This is a genomic window from Kitasatospora sp. NPDC059803, assembly GCF_042732255.1.
Lineage (GTDB): Bacteria > Actinomycetota > Actinomycetes > Streptomycetales > Streptomycetaceae > Kitasatospora.
The window spans coordinates 1-13784 of sequence record NZ_JBHWIJ010000233.1 but is presented as its reverse complement, the minus strand read 5'-3'; the positions used below and the strand labels follow the sequence as shown (position 1 = coordinate 13784).

The 13784-nt window shown below is 74.5% G+C and carries 13 protein-coding genes; 10 read left to right on the top strand and 3 right to left on the bottom strand.

Annotated elements, in window-relative coordinates; translation table 11 throughout:
* The first annotated feature begins 223 nt into the window (after positions 1–223).
* From proB to ACFV6I_RS29245, 5 genes are all read left to right on the top strand, one after another.
* Entirely contained in the window at positions 224–1360 is a 1137-nt protein-coding gene (proB, locus tag ACFV6I_RS29265; RefSeq protein ID WP_063347552.1) for a glutamate 5-kinase, read from the top strand.
* Positions 1361–1528: 168 nt separating this feature from the next.
* Positions 1529–2053, top strand: a complete 525-nt coding sequence (locus tag ACFV6I_RS29260; protein ID WP_380428514.1) for a hypothetical protein — start codon at positions 1529–1531, stop codon at positions 2051–2053.
* A 139-nt stretch (positions 2054–2192) separates the two neighbouring features.
* Complete coding sequence (locus ACFV6I_RS29255) at positions 2193–3515, top strand: glutamate-5-semialdehyde dehydrogenase (RefSeq protein ID WP_063347550.1); 1323 nt, start codon at positions 2193–2195, stop codon at positions 3513–3515.
* Between the two features lie 123 nt (positions 3516–3638).
* Entirely contained in the window at positions 3639–4211 is a 573-nt protein-coding gene (locus ACFV6I_RS29250; protein WP_380428513.1) for a hypothetical protein, read from the top strand.
* 116 nt (positions 4212–4327) lie between these two features.
* Positions 4328–5386, top strand: coding sequence for a hypothetical protein (locus tag ACFV6I_RS29245; protein ID WP_063347548.1), 1059 nt, complete (start codon positions 4328–4330; stop codon positions 5384–5386).
* Here ACFV6I_RS29245 and ACFV6I_RS29240 read toward each other — a convergent pair.
* Both ACFV6I_RS29240 and ACFV6I_RS29235 read right to left on the bottom strand, forming a co-directional pair.
* On the bottom strand, positions 5383–6963 hold the full coding sequence (locus tag ACFV6I_RS29240; protein WP_380428512.1) for a sensor histidine kinase: 1581 nt from the start codon (positions 6961–6963) through the stop codon (positions 5383–5385). The two genes, ACFV6I_RS29245 and ACFV6I_RS29240, sit on opposite strands and share 4 nt — an antisense overlap.
* Positions 6953–7630, bottom strand: a complete 678-nt coding sequence (locus ACFV6I_RS29235; RefSeq protein ID WP_380428510.1) for a response regulator transcription factor — start codon at positions 7628–7630, stop codon at positions 6953–6955. The genes ACFV6I_RS29240 and ACFV6I_RS29235 overlap by 11 nt, the downstream gene beginning before the upstream one ends.
* Before the next feature lie 129 nt (positions 7631–7759).
* Here ACFV6I_RS29235 and ACFV6I_RS29230 point away from each other — a divergent pair, with 129 nt between their 5' ends.
* Positions 7760–9175, top strand: coding sequence for a DUF2079 domain-containing protein (locus ACFV6I_RS29230; protein WP_380428509.1), 1416 nt, complete (start codon positions 7760–7762; stop codon positions 9173–9175).
* Between the two features lie 170 nt (positions 9176–9345).
* On the opposite strand, the gene ACFV6I_RS29225 is transcribed toward ACFV6I_RS29230, so the two are convergent.
* The gene (locus ACFV6I_RS29225; RefSeq protein ID WP_063347544.1) at positions 9346–10440 is read right to left on the bottom strand and encodes a M48 family metallopeptidase; all 1095 of its coding nucleotides are present in this window, start codon (positions 10438–10440) and stop codon (positions 9346–9348) included.
* 248 nt (positions 10441–10688) lie between these two features.
* Here ACFV6I_RS29225 and ACFV6I_RS29220 point away from each other — a divergent pair, with 248 nt between their 5' ends.
* The 4 genes from ACFV6I_RS29220 (at position 10689) to ACFV6I_RS29205 (ending at position 13763) form a co-directional block, all read left to right on the top strand.
* A complete protein-coding gene (locus tag ACFV6I_RS29220; protein ID WP_159398425.1) occupies positions 10689–10835 on the top strand; it encodes a hypothetical protein in 147 nt (48 codons plus the stop codon).
* 152 nt (positions 10836–10987) lie between these two features.
* The gene (locus tag ACFV6I_RS29215) at positions 10988–11143 is read left to right on the top strand and encodes a hypothetical protein (RefSeq protein ID WP_167745857.1); all 156 of its coding nucleotides are present in this window, start codon (positions 10988–10990) and stop codon (positions 11141–11143) included.
* Positions 11144–11267: 124 nt separating this feature from the next.
* Positions 11268–11900, top strand: coding sequence for a nicotinate-nucleotide adenylyltransferase (gene nadD, locus ACFV6I_RS29210; protein ID WP_063347543.1), 633 nt, complete (start codon positions 11268–11270; stop codon positions 11898–11900).
* A gap of 12 nt (positions 11901–11912) precedes the next feature.
* Positions 11913–13763 carry an LCP family protein gene (locus tag ACFV6I_RS29205; protein ID WP_380428508.1) on the top strand — a complete coding sequence of 617 codons (1851 nt, stop codon included), beginning with the start codon at positions 11913–11915 and terminating at the stop codon, positions 13761–13763.
* Positions 13764–13784 lie beyond the last annotated feature (21 nt).

The following is a 13784-nucleotide window of genomic DNA, read 5'->3' as shown; positions in this document are numbered from 1 at the left end:
CCCCGTCCGTCACTGAGCGAGCGTCCCATCGCTCGGGAGGCCCGGGGACTCAGCGGGTCGGCCGGGCAGTGCCGGCAGTCCGGACCGGCGGCCCGGCCGTGGCGGCGCCGGTCCAGCCGGTGAAACACCCTGCGGGCGACCTGCGCGGATCGCGTAGATTTCGGGGGTGACGGCCGGGCCCGGCCCGCCGCACCCGCACCACACCGGAAGGGCGTACAGCGAGATGAGCGAGGACTCACTGCGCGAGGAGGTGCTGACCGCCCGGCGGATCGTCGTCAAGGTCGGCTCCTCCTCCCTCACCACGGCGGCCGGCGGCCTGGACGCCGACCGGGTCGACGCCCTGGTGGACGCGTTGGCCAAGGTGCGCAGCCGCCCGGACGCGCCAGAGGTCGTCCTCGTCTCCTCCGGCGCCATCGCCGCCGGCCTGGCCCCGCTCGGCCTGGACCAGCGGCCCAAGGACCTGGCCCGCCAGCAGGCCGCCGCCAGCGTCGGCCAGGGCCTGCTGGTCGCCCGCTACACCGCCTCCTTCGCCCGGTACGGCATCCGGGTCGGCCAGGTGCTGCTCACCGCCGAGGACGCCAGCCGGCGCGCCCACTACCGCAACGCCTACCGCACCCTCGACCAGCTGCTGGCGATGGGCGCGATGCCGATCGTCAACGAGAACGACACCGTCGCCACCGCCGAAATCAAGTTCGGGGACAACGACCGGCTGGCCGCGCTGGTCGCCCACCTGGTCCGGGCCGACCTGCTCGTGCTGCTCTCCGACGTGGACGGCCTCTACGACGGCGACCCGGCCCGGCCCGGCACCAGCCGGATCGACCAGGTGAGCGGCCCGCACGACCTCGACGGCGTCGAGATCGGCAGCGCGGGCAAGGCCGGCGTCGGCACCGGCGGCATGGTCACCAAGGTCGAGGCGGCCCGGATCGCCACCGGCGCGGGCATCCCGGTGGTGCTCACCGCCGCCAGCCAGGCCGCCGACGCGCTGGCCGGACGGCGCACCGGCACCCTGTTCCTGCGCACCGGCAGCCGCACCTCCGACCGGATGCTCTGGCTGGCCCACGCGAGCAGCCCGCGCGGCGCCCTGCACCTCGACGCGGGCGCCGTCACGGCCGTCGTCTCCGGTGGCGCCTCGCTGCTGCCCGCCGGGGTCACCAAGGTGGACGGGGAGTTCACGGCGGGTGATCCGGTGGACCTTCTTGCCGAAAACGGCCACATCGTGGCTCGCGGACTGGTCAACTTTGATGCGAGGGAGTTGCCCCGCCTGCTCGGCCGGTCCACCCGCGACCTGGCCCAGGAGTTCGGCGCCGCGTACGAGCGTGAGGTCGTCCACCGCGACGACCTGGTCGTTCTGCGCGGCTGACCGGCCGGTGTGCCGGTACCGGCCGATCGGTTGAGCGCGGTCGGCGGGCCGCTCCGTACGGGGAGTGGCCCGGCCGCGGGCGAGGAGCGGTGCAGCCGTACCGGTCGGCCGCGGGCCGGCGGGTCCGGTGCGGGGGACGACACGACATCGCCGAACAGGAGGCCGCCGGTGGAACGCAGAAGCGAGGCAACGCTGACCGCAGGGACGGCGGGCCGACGGCTGACCAGCATCGACGGCGGACGCGGGGACGGACCCGCCGAGCCGGCCGGTCCGCCGCCGCAGGGGCCCGGCGGGACGCGCAGGCCGCGGTCGCAGCACGCGGACCCGGAGGAGCCGCCCACCGTGCCCGAGCAGGCCAGGCTCTGGCACGTGGTGCTGAGCGTGTCCGGGCAGGTCACCCCGCTGTCCTCGCTGCGCGTCTCGTTGGAGCGGCTGGCGTACGACCACTCGTTCTTCCTCACCGCCCGCTACGCCGCCGACCATGCCGAGATCCGGTACTGGGAGCAGGCCCGGGACCTGCACGACGCGGCGGCGATCGCGCTGCGGCTGTGGGGCGAGCACAAGGTCACCGCGAACCTGCCGCCGTGGGAGATCGTCGGCCTGGAGGTGGTCGACCGGGCGACGTACCACAAGCGGGTGGCGGAGGGCTTCGGCGATCCGCCGCCGCACCTGGGCGGGGTGCACCCGTACTGAGGGGGGACGCACCCGGGGTGTGGTCCCCGGAGTCGGGTGAGCCGGAGGGGAGAACCGTCCCGCCGGGTCGTCTCGCTGGGCCGTCCCGCCAGGCGAAATGGCCGCTCGGCGGGCCCTGCGCAGTCGCTACCCTTGGCGCATGACCAGCGACCTCGCCACCGCCGACAGCCCCGTCCTCGCCGTAGCGCGCCGAGCCCGGGAGGCCGCCGCCGCGCTCGCCCCGCTGCCGCGCAAGGCGAAGGACGCCGCGCTGCTGGCGATCGCGGACGCCCTGGTGGCCCGCAGCGCCGAGATCACCGCCGCCAACGCCGAGGACGTGGCCCGGGCCCGCGCGGCCGGCACCGCCGAGTCGGTGATCGACCGGCTGAGCCTCGACCACGAGCGGATCGCCGCGATCGCCTCCGACGTGCGCGACGTCGTCGGCCTGCCTGACCCGGTCGGCGAGGTGCTGCGCGGCTACACCCTGCCCAACGGCCTGGACGTGCGCCAGGTGCGGGTGCCGCTCGGCGTGGTCGGCATCATCTACGAGGCCCGGCCGAACGTCACGGTGGACGCCGCCGCGCTCTGCCTCAAGTCCGGCAACGCCGTGCTGCTGCGCGGCTCGGCCTCCGCCTACCGCTCCAACACCGCGCTGGTCGCCGTCCTGCGGGACGCGGTCGCCGCCGCCGGGCTGCCCGCCGACGCCGTCCAGCTCGTCCCGGGCGAGAGCCGGGACTCCGTCCAGGAGCTGATGCGCGCCCGCGGCCTGGTCGACGTGCTGATCCCGCGCGGCGGGGCCTCGCTGATCCGCACGGTGGTCGAGGGCTCGACCGTGCCGGTGATCGAGACCGGCACCGGCAACTGCCACGTCTACGTGGACGCGCAGACCGACCTGGCGATGGCCGTCGGCATCCTGCTGAACTCCAAAGCGCAGCGGGTCAGCGTCTGCAACGCGGCCGAGACGCTGCTCGTCCACCAGGACGTCGCGGACGCCTTCCTGCCGCTCGCGCTGGCCGCCCTCGCCGAGGCCGGGGTGACCGTGCACGGCGACGACGCGGTGCTCAAGGCCGCGGAGGGCGGCGCCGCCACCGTGGTGCCCGCCACCGACGAGGACTGGGGCGCCGAGTACCTGTCCTACGACCTGGCCGCGGCCGTGGTGCCCTCGCTGGACGCCGCCGTCGAGCACATCCGCCGCTGGTCCTCCGGCCACACCGAGGCGATCGTCACCACCTCGCAGGCCGCCGCCCGGCGCTTCACCCGGTTGGTCGACTCGACCACGGTGGCCGTCAACGCCTCCACCCGCTTCACCGACGGCGCCGAGTTCGGCTTCGGCGCGGAGATCGGCATCTCCACCCAGAAGCTGCACGCCCGCGGCCCGATGGGCCTGCCCGAGCTGACCAGCACCAAGTACATCGTCACTGGTGACGGGCACGTGCGCGGCGAGGCGACGCAGACCGTGGGCGGGGACGCGGACGCGCGCTGAGCGCGGCCCGCGCGGCGGGCCGGCCGGGCCCCGGGGCGGTCGGCAGCGGCCCGCGTCACACGTGTGACGGACCAACTGCGATGAGCCACAGACAAATCGGCCGCCCGGTAATACGCTGAATCCGTGGCTGACGATGTGGGGGGCTCGCCGTACCCCGACGGCGCCGACCACGGTGGTGCGGACGACGAGTTCGCCACCGTGGTCTTCGATGAGGCCTTCGTCCGGTCCGCCGCCGTGCACGAGCCGACGGCCAAGGAGCGGCAGCTCGCCGCCGCCGAGGCCCGGTTCGAGCCGGACACCGCGGGCCCGGTCTGGGGCTATGACGTCACCGCAGGGGACGGGCTGCCGCTGGAGCTGCGCCCGCACCCGAGCGGACTGGACGACGACCACCTGTACCCCGATCCCTGGTCGGGCCCCGGCCGGGCGACCGGCCGCCCGGGCCGGCGCCGACGCGGCTACGACCCGGGGCGCGGGCGGTACGTGGCCCAGCAGCGCTGGCACCGGCCGGTGGCCTGGGTGCTCGCCGTGATCATGGGCGTGAGCCTGGTGGCCGTCGCGGTCGCGGCGATCTACCAGGGCGTGGGCGGCTCCTCCGGCGCGCCCCGGCGCCCGGAGTCCGGCAGCAGCAGCCCCGGGACCGACCCGAGGCCCGCGCCGGCCGAGCCGTCGCTCGTGGTCACGGCACCTGCGGGGTGACGTCGTAGGGCGTGGCGCAGGGGTGGTGCGCGCCGGGGCGGGCGGTTGCGGGGCGTTCCCGGGAATCTGCGGTCGCACCCTCGTGGAGGGGCGAGGGCGCGCCTTACCCTGGTGTCATGGGTGACCCGCGAGAGCCTCCTGAGGGTGCGCCCGACGGTGGTTCCGGCAATGAGGACGAGTTCCGGTCCGTCGTCTTCGACGAGTCCTTCGTCCGGGCTGCCCGGATCCAGGAGCTGTCCGCCCGGGAGCGGCTGGCCGGGTCCTTCGGCCGGGCGACCCGCCCGCGGGTGCGGTTCGGCCCGCTGGGCAGCGTGCCGCGGCAGGCGCTCGCCCTGCTACTGCTCGTGTTGCTGGCCTTCGGGGCCGCGGTGTACTTCGGGGTCAGCTCGCCGAACCGGATCTCGGCGCGGCCCGAGGGCAGCCAACTGACCGTCAGCCTGGTCGCGTTGAGCCCGGCCTCGGTGGTCCGGCCGGTCGCCGACCCGGCCAATCCGTTCGCCGCGCTGCCGGTCGGGTACAGCGACGGGGCGATCGGACTGGGCACCCCGACCGGGGCCGCCACCGAGCACTTCAGCCGGGTCGAGGTGACCAAGGCGCTCGACACCGTCCAGCGCTACCTGGTGGCCTCCTCGCTGGCCCCGGCCACCCTCGTCCAGGGCGCGACCGCCGATGTGCGGGCCTTCGTCACTCCCGGGGAGCAGGCCCAGTTCGACACCAGCGTGACCCAGTCGGTCGACGACCGGCACCACGCGCTGACCGGCTGGCTGGTGCGCTTCGACCCGGCGCAGGTCGCGCTGGCCGCCGACACCGTGAAGGTGACCGGCGCGATGCGGATCGACGAGGCCGACGGCGGCACGCTGCAGATCACCACCGACCACACCTTCGTCTACGCGCTGAAGCCGGCCGGAGCCGCGGCCGGTGCGCCCGTCACCCTGGAGACCGTCCGGCGGCAGCTGACCTTCCAGTTCGACCGGGTCGACCTGGCCTCGGCCCAGCTGCGGCTGGTGGACTCGGTGATCCAGGCCGGGCCGGAGCCCTGCACCACCTCGATGGCCGGCTTCCTCCAGCCGGTGCTGGCCACCCCGCAGGGCACCCAGGTCCCGCCGCCGGCGCCGATCGATCCGGGCAACCACGCGCAGCCGGCCTGGCAGGTGTGCGGGGTGCTGGCGCCTTAGTCCCTGTCCGGGGCGCCGGCGGCGAGCGGGAGGCGGACCACCGCGCGGGCGCCCGGGCCGGGCGGCGGCGGGTCGGTGAAGGCGGCGGTGCCGTCGACGCCGCGGGCGATCGAGCGGACCAGGGCGAGGCCCAGGCCGGCGCCGCCGGCGTCGCGGGAGCGGGCGTCGTCCAGCCGGACGAACCGGTCGAAGACCCGCTCCCGGTCCTTGGGCGGGATGCCCGGGCCGTCGTCCGTGACGGTCAGCACGGCGTGCCCGTCCTCGACGGTCACCGAGACCGCGACGGCGGTGTCGGCGTGCCGGGCGGCGTTGTCGAGCAGGTTGCGCACCAGCCGGCCCAGCCGCAGCTCGCTGCCCGGGACGGGCGCGGGCTCCAGGGAGACGGCCAGGAAGGCGGGCCCGCCGGTGGACGGGTGGGCGCGTTCGGCGACCTGCTCGCCGACCAGGTCGGCGAGGTCCACCGGCTCGCCGCCGGGCGGCCCGGTGGGCTCCTCGACGGCGGCGAGCAGCAGCAGGTCGTCGGTGAGCAGTTGCAGCCGCTCGGTGTCGGTGAGCGCGTCGCGCACCACCTGCGGCCACTCCACGCCCGCCGGGTGGGCCAGCGGGACCTCCAGCGAGTTGCGCAGCGCGGCCAGCGGGCTGCGCAGCTCGTGCGAGGCGTCCGAGACCAGCCGGCGCTGCTCGTCGATCGCGTGTTCCAGGCGGCCGAGCGTGGTGTTGGTGGTCTCGGCCAGCCGTGCGATGGCGTCCCGCGAGGGCGGCACCGGGACCCGCTCGTGGAAGGCGCCGGCGCCGATCCGGGCCATGCCGCGGCGGATCGACTCCACCGGCCGCAGCGCCAGGCCGGTGACCAGCCAGGCGATCAGGGCGGTGAACAGGGTGGCGCCGGGCAGCACGTAGCGCAGCAGGATGCCGGTGATCCGGTCCTCGGCCTGGTCGGCGACGGTGGGGTTGACCAGCAGGTAGACGGTGACGCGCTGCTCCGGCAGGCCCAGGATGCCGGTGTACTGCCGCAGGGCCTGGGAGGAGACCGGGTCGGTGACCCGCTTGATCATGGTGACGTCCCGGCTGGTGAGGGAGGGGCCGTTCTCGGGCCAGTGCCACAGCCGGGTGTGGTCGGGCAGGGTGATCCGGACCTGCTCGGTGTGTGCGGGGGAGACGTCCTGGGGGTAGGGCGGGAGGGGAGCGAAGGGTTCGGGTGGCAGGCCCGCGTACTCGCCCAGCAGGGTGCTGGGCCCGAGCCCCTTCTTGTTGGGGTAGATGGTGATGCTGGCCCGGCCGTTGGGGGATAGCGGGAAGGCCACCTGGCCGTCGGCCAGTACCAGCAGGAACGACTCCTTCAGGGTCGAGGTCCAGGTCTGGGCGCCGGTGGGTATGTCGTGGGCGACGAGCTCGGCGCTGTCCTGGGCCTGTTTCTCGGCGACCGCCGTCCACTGGTCGTGGACCGCGCCGCCGACCCAGAGGGCGGCCACCGAGAAGGCCAGCACCGAGGCGAGGGCCGCGCCGAGGGCGGCGCGGACGCGGAGCGAGGAGCGGTGCCAGGGGCGCAGCAGCGGGCGGAGGCGGTCAGTGCGCATCGGGCACCAGCCGGTATCCGGCGCCGCGCACCGTCTCGATCCGGCAGCCGACGCCGGGCACGTCCAGTTTCCGCCGCAGGGCGGCGATGTAGACCTCGACGATGTTCACGTCGCCCCGGAAGGCGGCGTCCCAGACGGTGTCCAGGATGCCGCCCTTGGGGACCACCTCGCCGGGGCGGTGGGCCAGGCATTCCAGCACGGCGAACTCCTTGGTGGTGAGCCGGACCTGTCGGTCGGCGGCGGTGCAGCGGCGGGCCGCCGGGTCGATCCGCAGCGCGCCGACCGCGAGCACCGGCGGGCGGGCGGCGGCGCCGCGGCGCAGCAGGGCGCGCAGCCGGGCGGTGAGCACGACGTAGGAGAACGGCTTGCTGAGGAAGTCGTCGGCGCCGCAGTCCAGCGACTCGGCCTCGTCGTACTCGCCGTTCTTCGCGGTGAGCATCAGAATCGGTACGGAATTCCCGGCGGCGCGCAGTTCGCGGCAGACCTTGAAGCCGTTGAGGCCGGGCAGCATCAGATCGAGCACGATCGCCGAATAGGGTTCAGTGAGGGCGAGTTCGAGCCCCCAGACGCCGTCGTGGGCCAGGTCGACCGCATATCCCTCGGCCGCCAGCCCCTGCCTCAGGGACTGCGCGAGCCGCTCCTCGTCCTCGATGATCAGTAGCCGCATGACGGACATCCTTGGGGGAATTCCGTTTTCCCGCAACGGCCTTGACCGGCTTGCCCGGGATATCCGAGCTGAAGTTTTCCTCAGCTTTCCTCAGTTTCCCTTCAGTGGGGAATTCCTAGCGTCCGGGTCATGGATTTCCGACGTGTGCTGCCGTGGTCGGTGGCCGCCCTGCTCGCCCCGCTGTACGCGGCCGTCTCGCTCACCAGGTACGGCCGGTTGGAGAGTGCGGGTTTCGACCTGGGCATCTTCGAGGAGGCGGTGCGCGCCTACGCCCGGCTCGAAGCACCGGTGGTCGCGCTGAAGGGCACGGGCTTCAACCTCCTGGGCGACCACTTCAGCCCGGTGCTGGCGGTGCTGGCGCCGTTCTACCGGGTCTGGCCGGGGGCGGGCACGCTGCTGGTGGCGCAGGCGGTGCTGGTGGCGCTGTCCGCGGTGCCGGTGACGGGGTACGCGGTGCGGGTGCTGGGGCCGGCGGGCGGGGCGGTCGCCGGGGTCGCGTACGGGCTGTCGGCGGGGTTGCAGAGCGCGGTGGCGTTCGACTTCCACGAGGTGGCCTTCGCGGTGCCGCTCGCGGCGTGCGCGGTGGTGGCGCTGGCCCGGGAGCGGTACGGCCCGGCGGTGGCGTGGGCGCTGCCGCTGCTGCTGGTCAAGGAGGACCAGGCGCTGCTGGTCGCGGCGGTCGGCGGCTACGTGTGGTGGCGCGGGCGGCGCCGGCTGGGGGCGGTCACCGTGCTGGCGGCGGTGGCGGCCGGGCTGCTGGTCACCCTGGTGGTGATCCCGGCGCTCAACCCGGGCGGCGAGTACACGTACGGGCACATGGGGGAGTACGGCGGCGGGAACCCGCTGGTCCGGCTGCTGTTCCCGGCGGTCAAGGCGCTGACCGTCCTGCTGCTGCTGGCGCCGACGCTGCTGCTGGCGCTGCGCTCGCCGCTGGTGCTGCTGGCGGGCGTGCTGCTGGCGGCCCGGTTCTGGGTGGACAATCCGGCGTTCTGGCGCACCGGGCAGCACTACGACGCGGTGCTGGTGCCGCTGCTGTGCACGGCGGGGCTGCACGGGGCGGGCCTGCTGTTGCCCCGGCTGGGCCGGCTGTCCCGGCTGTCCCGGCTGGGCCGGGGGCTGCCGGTGGCGGCGGGGATGCTCGCCGTCACGGTGGCGCTGACCGCGACCGGCCCGGTGGCGGGCATGCTGGCGGGGGACGCCTGGCGGGGCGACGGGCGGGCGGCGCAGGTGCGCCGGGTGCTGACGGTCGTCCCGGACGGCGCCCGGGTGGCCGCCGCCAACCGTCTGGCGCCGCAGCTGACCGGGCGCTGCACGGTGTCGCTGTTCCCGTACCTGACGCCGCCGGGCGGGCCGGGCGGTGCGGGCGGGCCGGGCGGCTGGGGGCGCCCGGTGGCGGAGTGGGTGGCGGTGCTGGAGGAGCCGGACGGCTTCCCGGTGCCGGTGGCGGAGCAGCGGCGGTTCCTGGCCGGGCTGGTCGACGGCGGCGGGTACCGGCGGGTGGCGGACGGGGCCGGGGTGGCGGTGTACCACTGGCAGCCGGGGTAGGCCCCGGCAGGGGGGGGGGGGGGGGGGGGGCCCGGGGGGGGGGGGGGGCGCGGGCGGGGGGGGGGGGGGGCGGCCTGGGTGACCCGCGGGCGGGCGGGGGCGCCCCGCGGCCGCCCGCGGGGGGGCCCCGGGGGGGGGGGGCCCCGCCCCTCCGGCGCGGGTGCGGCGGGTCAGCCGTCGGTGCGCTCGCCCCGGTCGGTGCGGCCGTCCTCGCGGGTGGCGGAACCGCCGCGGGAGCCGCCGGTGAACGTGTCGGCGAAGGTGTCGCGGAGCTTGCCGCCGACGGTCGCGGCGCCGCCGGCCACGTCGCGGATCAGGCCCATCAGCGGGTCCTTGCTCTCCTTCACCGAGGTCGTGTAGTGGTCGGCGGCGGCCTTCCACTGCTCGCCGACCGAGGTGTCCGGGTCGTCCGTGCGGCGCGGGTAGGCGCCGGCCAGGATCGAGCGGTACTCGTCGCTCTCCGCCCACTTCTTCAGCTGGGCGACCCGCACCACCGCGAACGGGTGGCTCTGCGGCAGCAACTGCAGCAGCTTGAGCACGCCGTCGCGCAGGTCGCCGGCCTTGTCGTACTCCTCGGCCTGCTCCAGGAAGGCGTCGACGTTCAGTTCGGCCAGATTGTGCCCGCCGGCCAGTTTCATCAGGGCGCGCATGGACGCCTGGACGTCCTGCCCGGCGAGCAGGCCGGCCCGGTCGCTGGACAGCTCCGCCTTGCGGAACCACTCCTTGAGCGCGGTGACGATCGCCATGATCGCCAGGTTGCCGAGCGGCACCCAGGCGACCCGGGTGGCGATGTTGGTGAGGATCATCAGCATCGTCCGGTAGACCGCGTGGCCGGACATCGCGTGGCCGACCTCGTGGCCGATGACCGAGCGCAGCTCCTCCTCGTCGAGCAGCTCGATCAGGCCGCTGGTGATCACGATGATCGGGGTGTCGATGCCGATGCAGTACGCGTTGACCGTCGGGTCCTGGGTGACGTACAGGTCCGGGACCTGCTCCAGGTCGAGCACGTAGGCGGCGTCGCGCACCATGTCGTACAGCTCGGGGAACTGGCGCTCGGAGGTCTTCACGGCGGTGGCCAGGAACATCAGCCGGATCGAGCGCTCGGACACCAGCCCGGCGAGCTTCCTCAGGACGTCGTCGAAGCCGGTGAGCTTGCGCAGGGCGACCAGGGCGGAACGGTCCGCGGGGTGCTCCCAGGCGCGGGTGGAGATGTCGGGGAAGCGCTGGCGGCGCCGGCTCGGGGTCTTCGCGGTCGGGTCGGTCATGGTCTGAGTACCTCCTGGTCGACGGCGGCCCCGGCTCGGCGGCCGGCCCCCGCTGGTCTACGCCTGCAACGACTGTCCTTGCAACGTCCGCGGTTGCGTACTCGTCCCCGCGGCCGGCCTGTGCGCGGGCCGGGCCACGCCGCAGGGGCCGGTGGGCGGCGCCGGTGTGAGGCCGGTCTACCCTGAATGTCCTGGAGAACCGAGACCGGATCCGGCCGCGGTACCGAGCAGTTCGAGGAGCCCCGCAGATGTCCACCGACGCGCTTGTCAGCCTGGCCGCACCCATCTCCAACGAGGCCGGCCCGGGCCTGTTCCTGCGGATCATCGTGGTGGCGTCGTTCGTCGGCGTCGGCCTGCTGGTCTGGATCATGGCGCGGGCCTTCCGCGGCAACTGAGCACCGCCGCCCCGGTTCGGGCTCACGCCCGGTCAGCGGCGGTGGGCCGCCGAGCGGTTGCCGGGTAAGCCCCCGTACGATGACAGGTGGGCCTTCACCGGCCCGGAAGAACCCCTGGTCCGTTCACCCGAGCCGAGAAGGTCCCGCCGACCATGAACACTGCCGCCGCACTCCCCGTCCTGAACCTGCTCGCCGAGAGCGAGGGGGGCAACCACGAGAGCCTGAACCCGTACCTGACGGGTGGCGCCGCACTGTTCATCCTGGCGCTCCTGCTCTTCGTGACCACCCGCTTCAACCGGGACCGCTGAACCGCCTCCCGGGGCCGCTCGGGGAGCGTCCGGCGTACCGGCCGGCCGCTCCCTCACGCGTCTTCGGACAACCCCCACCCGGGCGTTCCCGCACCGTAACGGGCGTCGCGTAAGGTGTGGCGGCATGGGAGAGCAGGCCGGGAATCCCGGCGGACCGGAACCGGTGAAGAAGCGCCTCGGGGTGATGGGCGGCACCTTCGACCCGATCCACCACGGCCACCTGGTCGCCGCCAGCGAGGTGGCGAGCGCGTTCCACCTGGACGAGGTGATCTTCGTGCCGACCGGGCAGCCGTGGCAGAAGAGCGACCGCCACGTCACCCCGGCCGAGGACCGCTACCTGATGACGGTCATCGCCACCGCCGAGAACCCGCAGTTCTCGGTCAGCCGGATCGACATCGACCGCGAGGGCCCGACGTACACCGTCGACACCCTGCGCGACCTGCACTCCCAGCACCCGGACGCCGACCTCTTCTTCATCACCGGCGCCGACGCGCTCGCCCAGATCCTGTCCTGGCGCGACTCCGACGAGCTCTTCTCGCTCGCGCACTTCATCGGGTGCACCCGCCCGGGACACACCCTGTCGGACGCCGGACTCCCGGTGGGCGGGGTCTCCCTGGTCGAGGTCCCCGCGCTGGCCATCTCCTCCACGGACTGCCGCAACCGGGTCGCCAAGGGCGAACCGGTCTGGTACCTCGTCCCGGACGGCGTGGTCCGCTACATCGACAAGCGGGCGCTCTACGCGCCGCACCGGACCTGACCAGGAGCGGGCGTGACCGAGCGAAGCGGCGGAGGCCGGCAGCACCAGCACCAGCAGCAGCCGGAGGACTGGTCGACCGGGCAGTACCAGCAGTACCAGGGGGGCTACCAGCAGCAGCCCGAACAGGTCCCGGAGCAGCAGCAGTACGACCAGCAGCAGTACGACCAGTACGGGCAGCCGGTGTACACGGGGGACCCGTACGGCGGCTACCAGGAGCAGCAGCCGTACCAGGCGTACCAGCAGCCCCCGCAGCAGCAGTACGACCAGCAGCAGTACGACCAGTACGGGCAGCCCGTGCAGCCTGGGCAGCCCGCGCAGGCGTACCAGCAGCAGGGGGGCTACGGCTACCAGGACCCGGCGTACGGCGCGTGGGGGTCGCCCGGGCCGGAGGCCGGGGGCGGCTACCAGCAGCAGGCCTACCCGGCGGCGGGTGCGCCGGCGGCGGTCGAGCCCGAGGCCGTCGTCGCGCCTGCCCCCGTCGCCCCCGCGCCGTCGCGCCCGCGCGTGCCCCGGCCCGCCGCCGCGGCGGCGGGCGCCAAGCCCGAGCCGCCGTCCGAACTGGTCGGCGGGGCCCGGGCCGGCAAGGCCGGCGGCAAGCCTGGAGGCAAGGCCGCCAAGGACGACTACCCCACGGACGAGTTCACCTTCGTCGACGAGGAGGGGGAGGAGTCCGAGGACGTCATCGACTGGCTGAAGTTCGCCGAGTCCCGCAGCGAGGTGCGCGCCGAGCGCCGCCGCCGGCTGCGCAACCGGCTGATCGGCCTCGGCGTGGTGGTGGCGCTCGCGGCGGCCGGCACCGGCGGCTACCTCTGGTTCACCGGCGACAAGCAGACCGCGGCGAGCGCGGCCGGTCCGCGCCAGGTCAGCGTGGTCCACCTGCGCGACCTCCAGGGCAAGGTCTCCAGCGCGCTGCTGGTCAACGACTCCACCGGGAAGAAGGGCACCGTGCTCCTGCTGCCCGACACCCTGCGGCTGCCCGGCCCCGGCGACCCGCCGGTCACCACCGTCGGCCAGGCCATGGACAGCATCGGCGCCTCCGCGACCCGCGACGGCCTGTCCACCGTGCTCGGCGCCCCGGTCGCGGGCACCTGGCGGCTGGACACCCCCTACCTGGAGATGCTGGTCTCCCAGCTCGGCGGCGTCCGGGTGGACACCAACGCCGAGACCCACGAGGGCGGCAAGCCGGACGGCAAGCTGCTGTCCGCGGCCGGCAAGAACACCCTGCTGAACGGGAAGGCCGCGGTCGCGTACGCCACCCTCCAGGCGACCGGCGAGAACCGGGACGCCCAACTGGCCCGGTTCGGACAGGTGATGGACGCGGTGGTGCGCACCATGCCCACCGAGTTCAAGGACGCCAAGGACGACGTGCACCGGATGAACGCGGTGCTCGACCCCTCGCTGCCCGAGGACGCCCTCGCCGGGGTGCTCGCCCAGCTCGCCCAGCAGGCGAAGGACGGCCACCTCGGCACCACCGCGCTGACCGTCAAACCGGACGGCGGCCTGGACGAGGCCACCGCCGGCAAGCAGGTCAAGGACGTGCTCGGCGGCACCGTGAAGTCCGCGGCCTCCGCCGACGCCCCCGCCCGGGTCTCGCTCCAGGACGCCACCGGCAACGACCAGGCGGCGGCCGCCGCACAGGTCCAGATCGTGAACTCCGGCCTGACCTTCCTGCCCGGCTCCAAGACCGCCGCGCAGGCCGCCAGTGAGATCCGCTACACCGACGACGCCCGGCAGGCCGCGGCGAAGTCGCTGGCGATCAGCCTCGGACTGCCGGACACGGCGGTGAAGAAGGTCGGCGACGCCCAGAACGCGGACCTGGTGGTCGTGCTCGGCAAGGACTACCAGCCGCCGAAGAGCCAGTAGGCCGCGGCCTCCGGCCCGGGC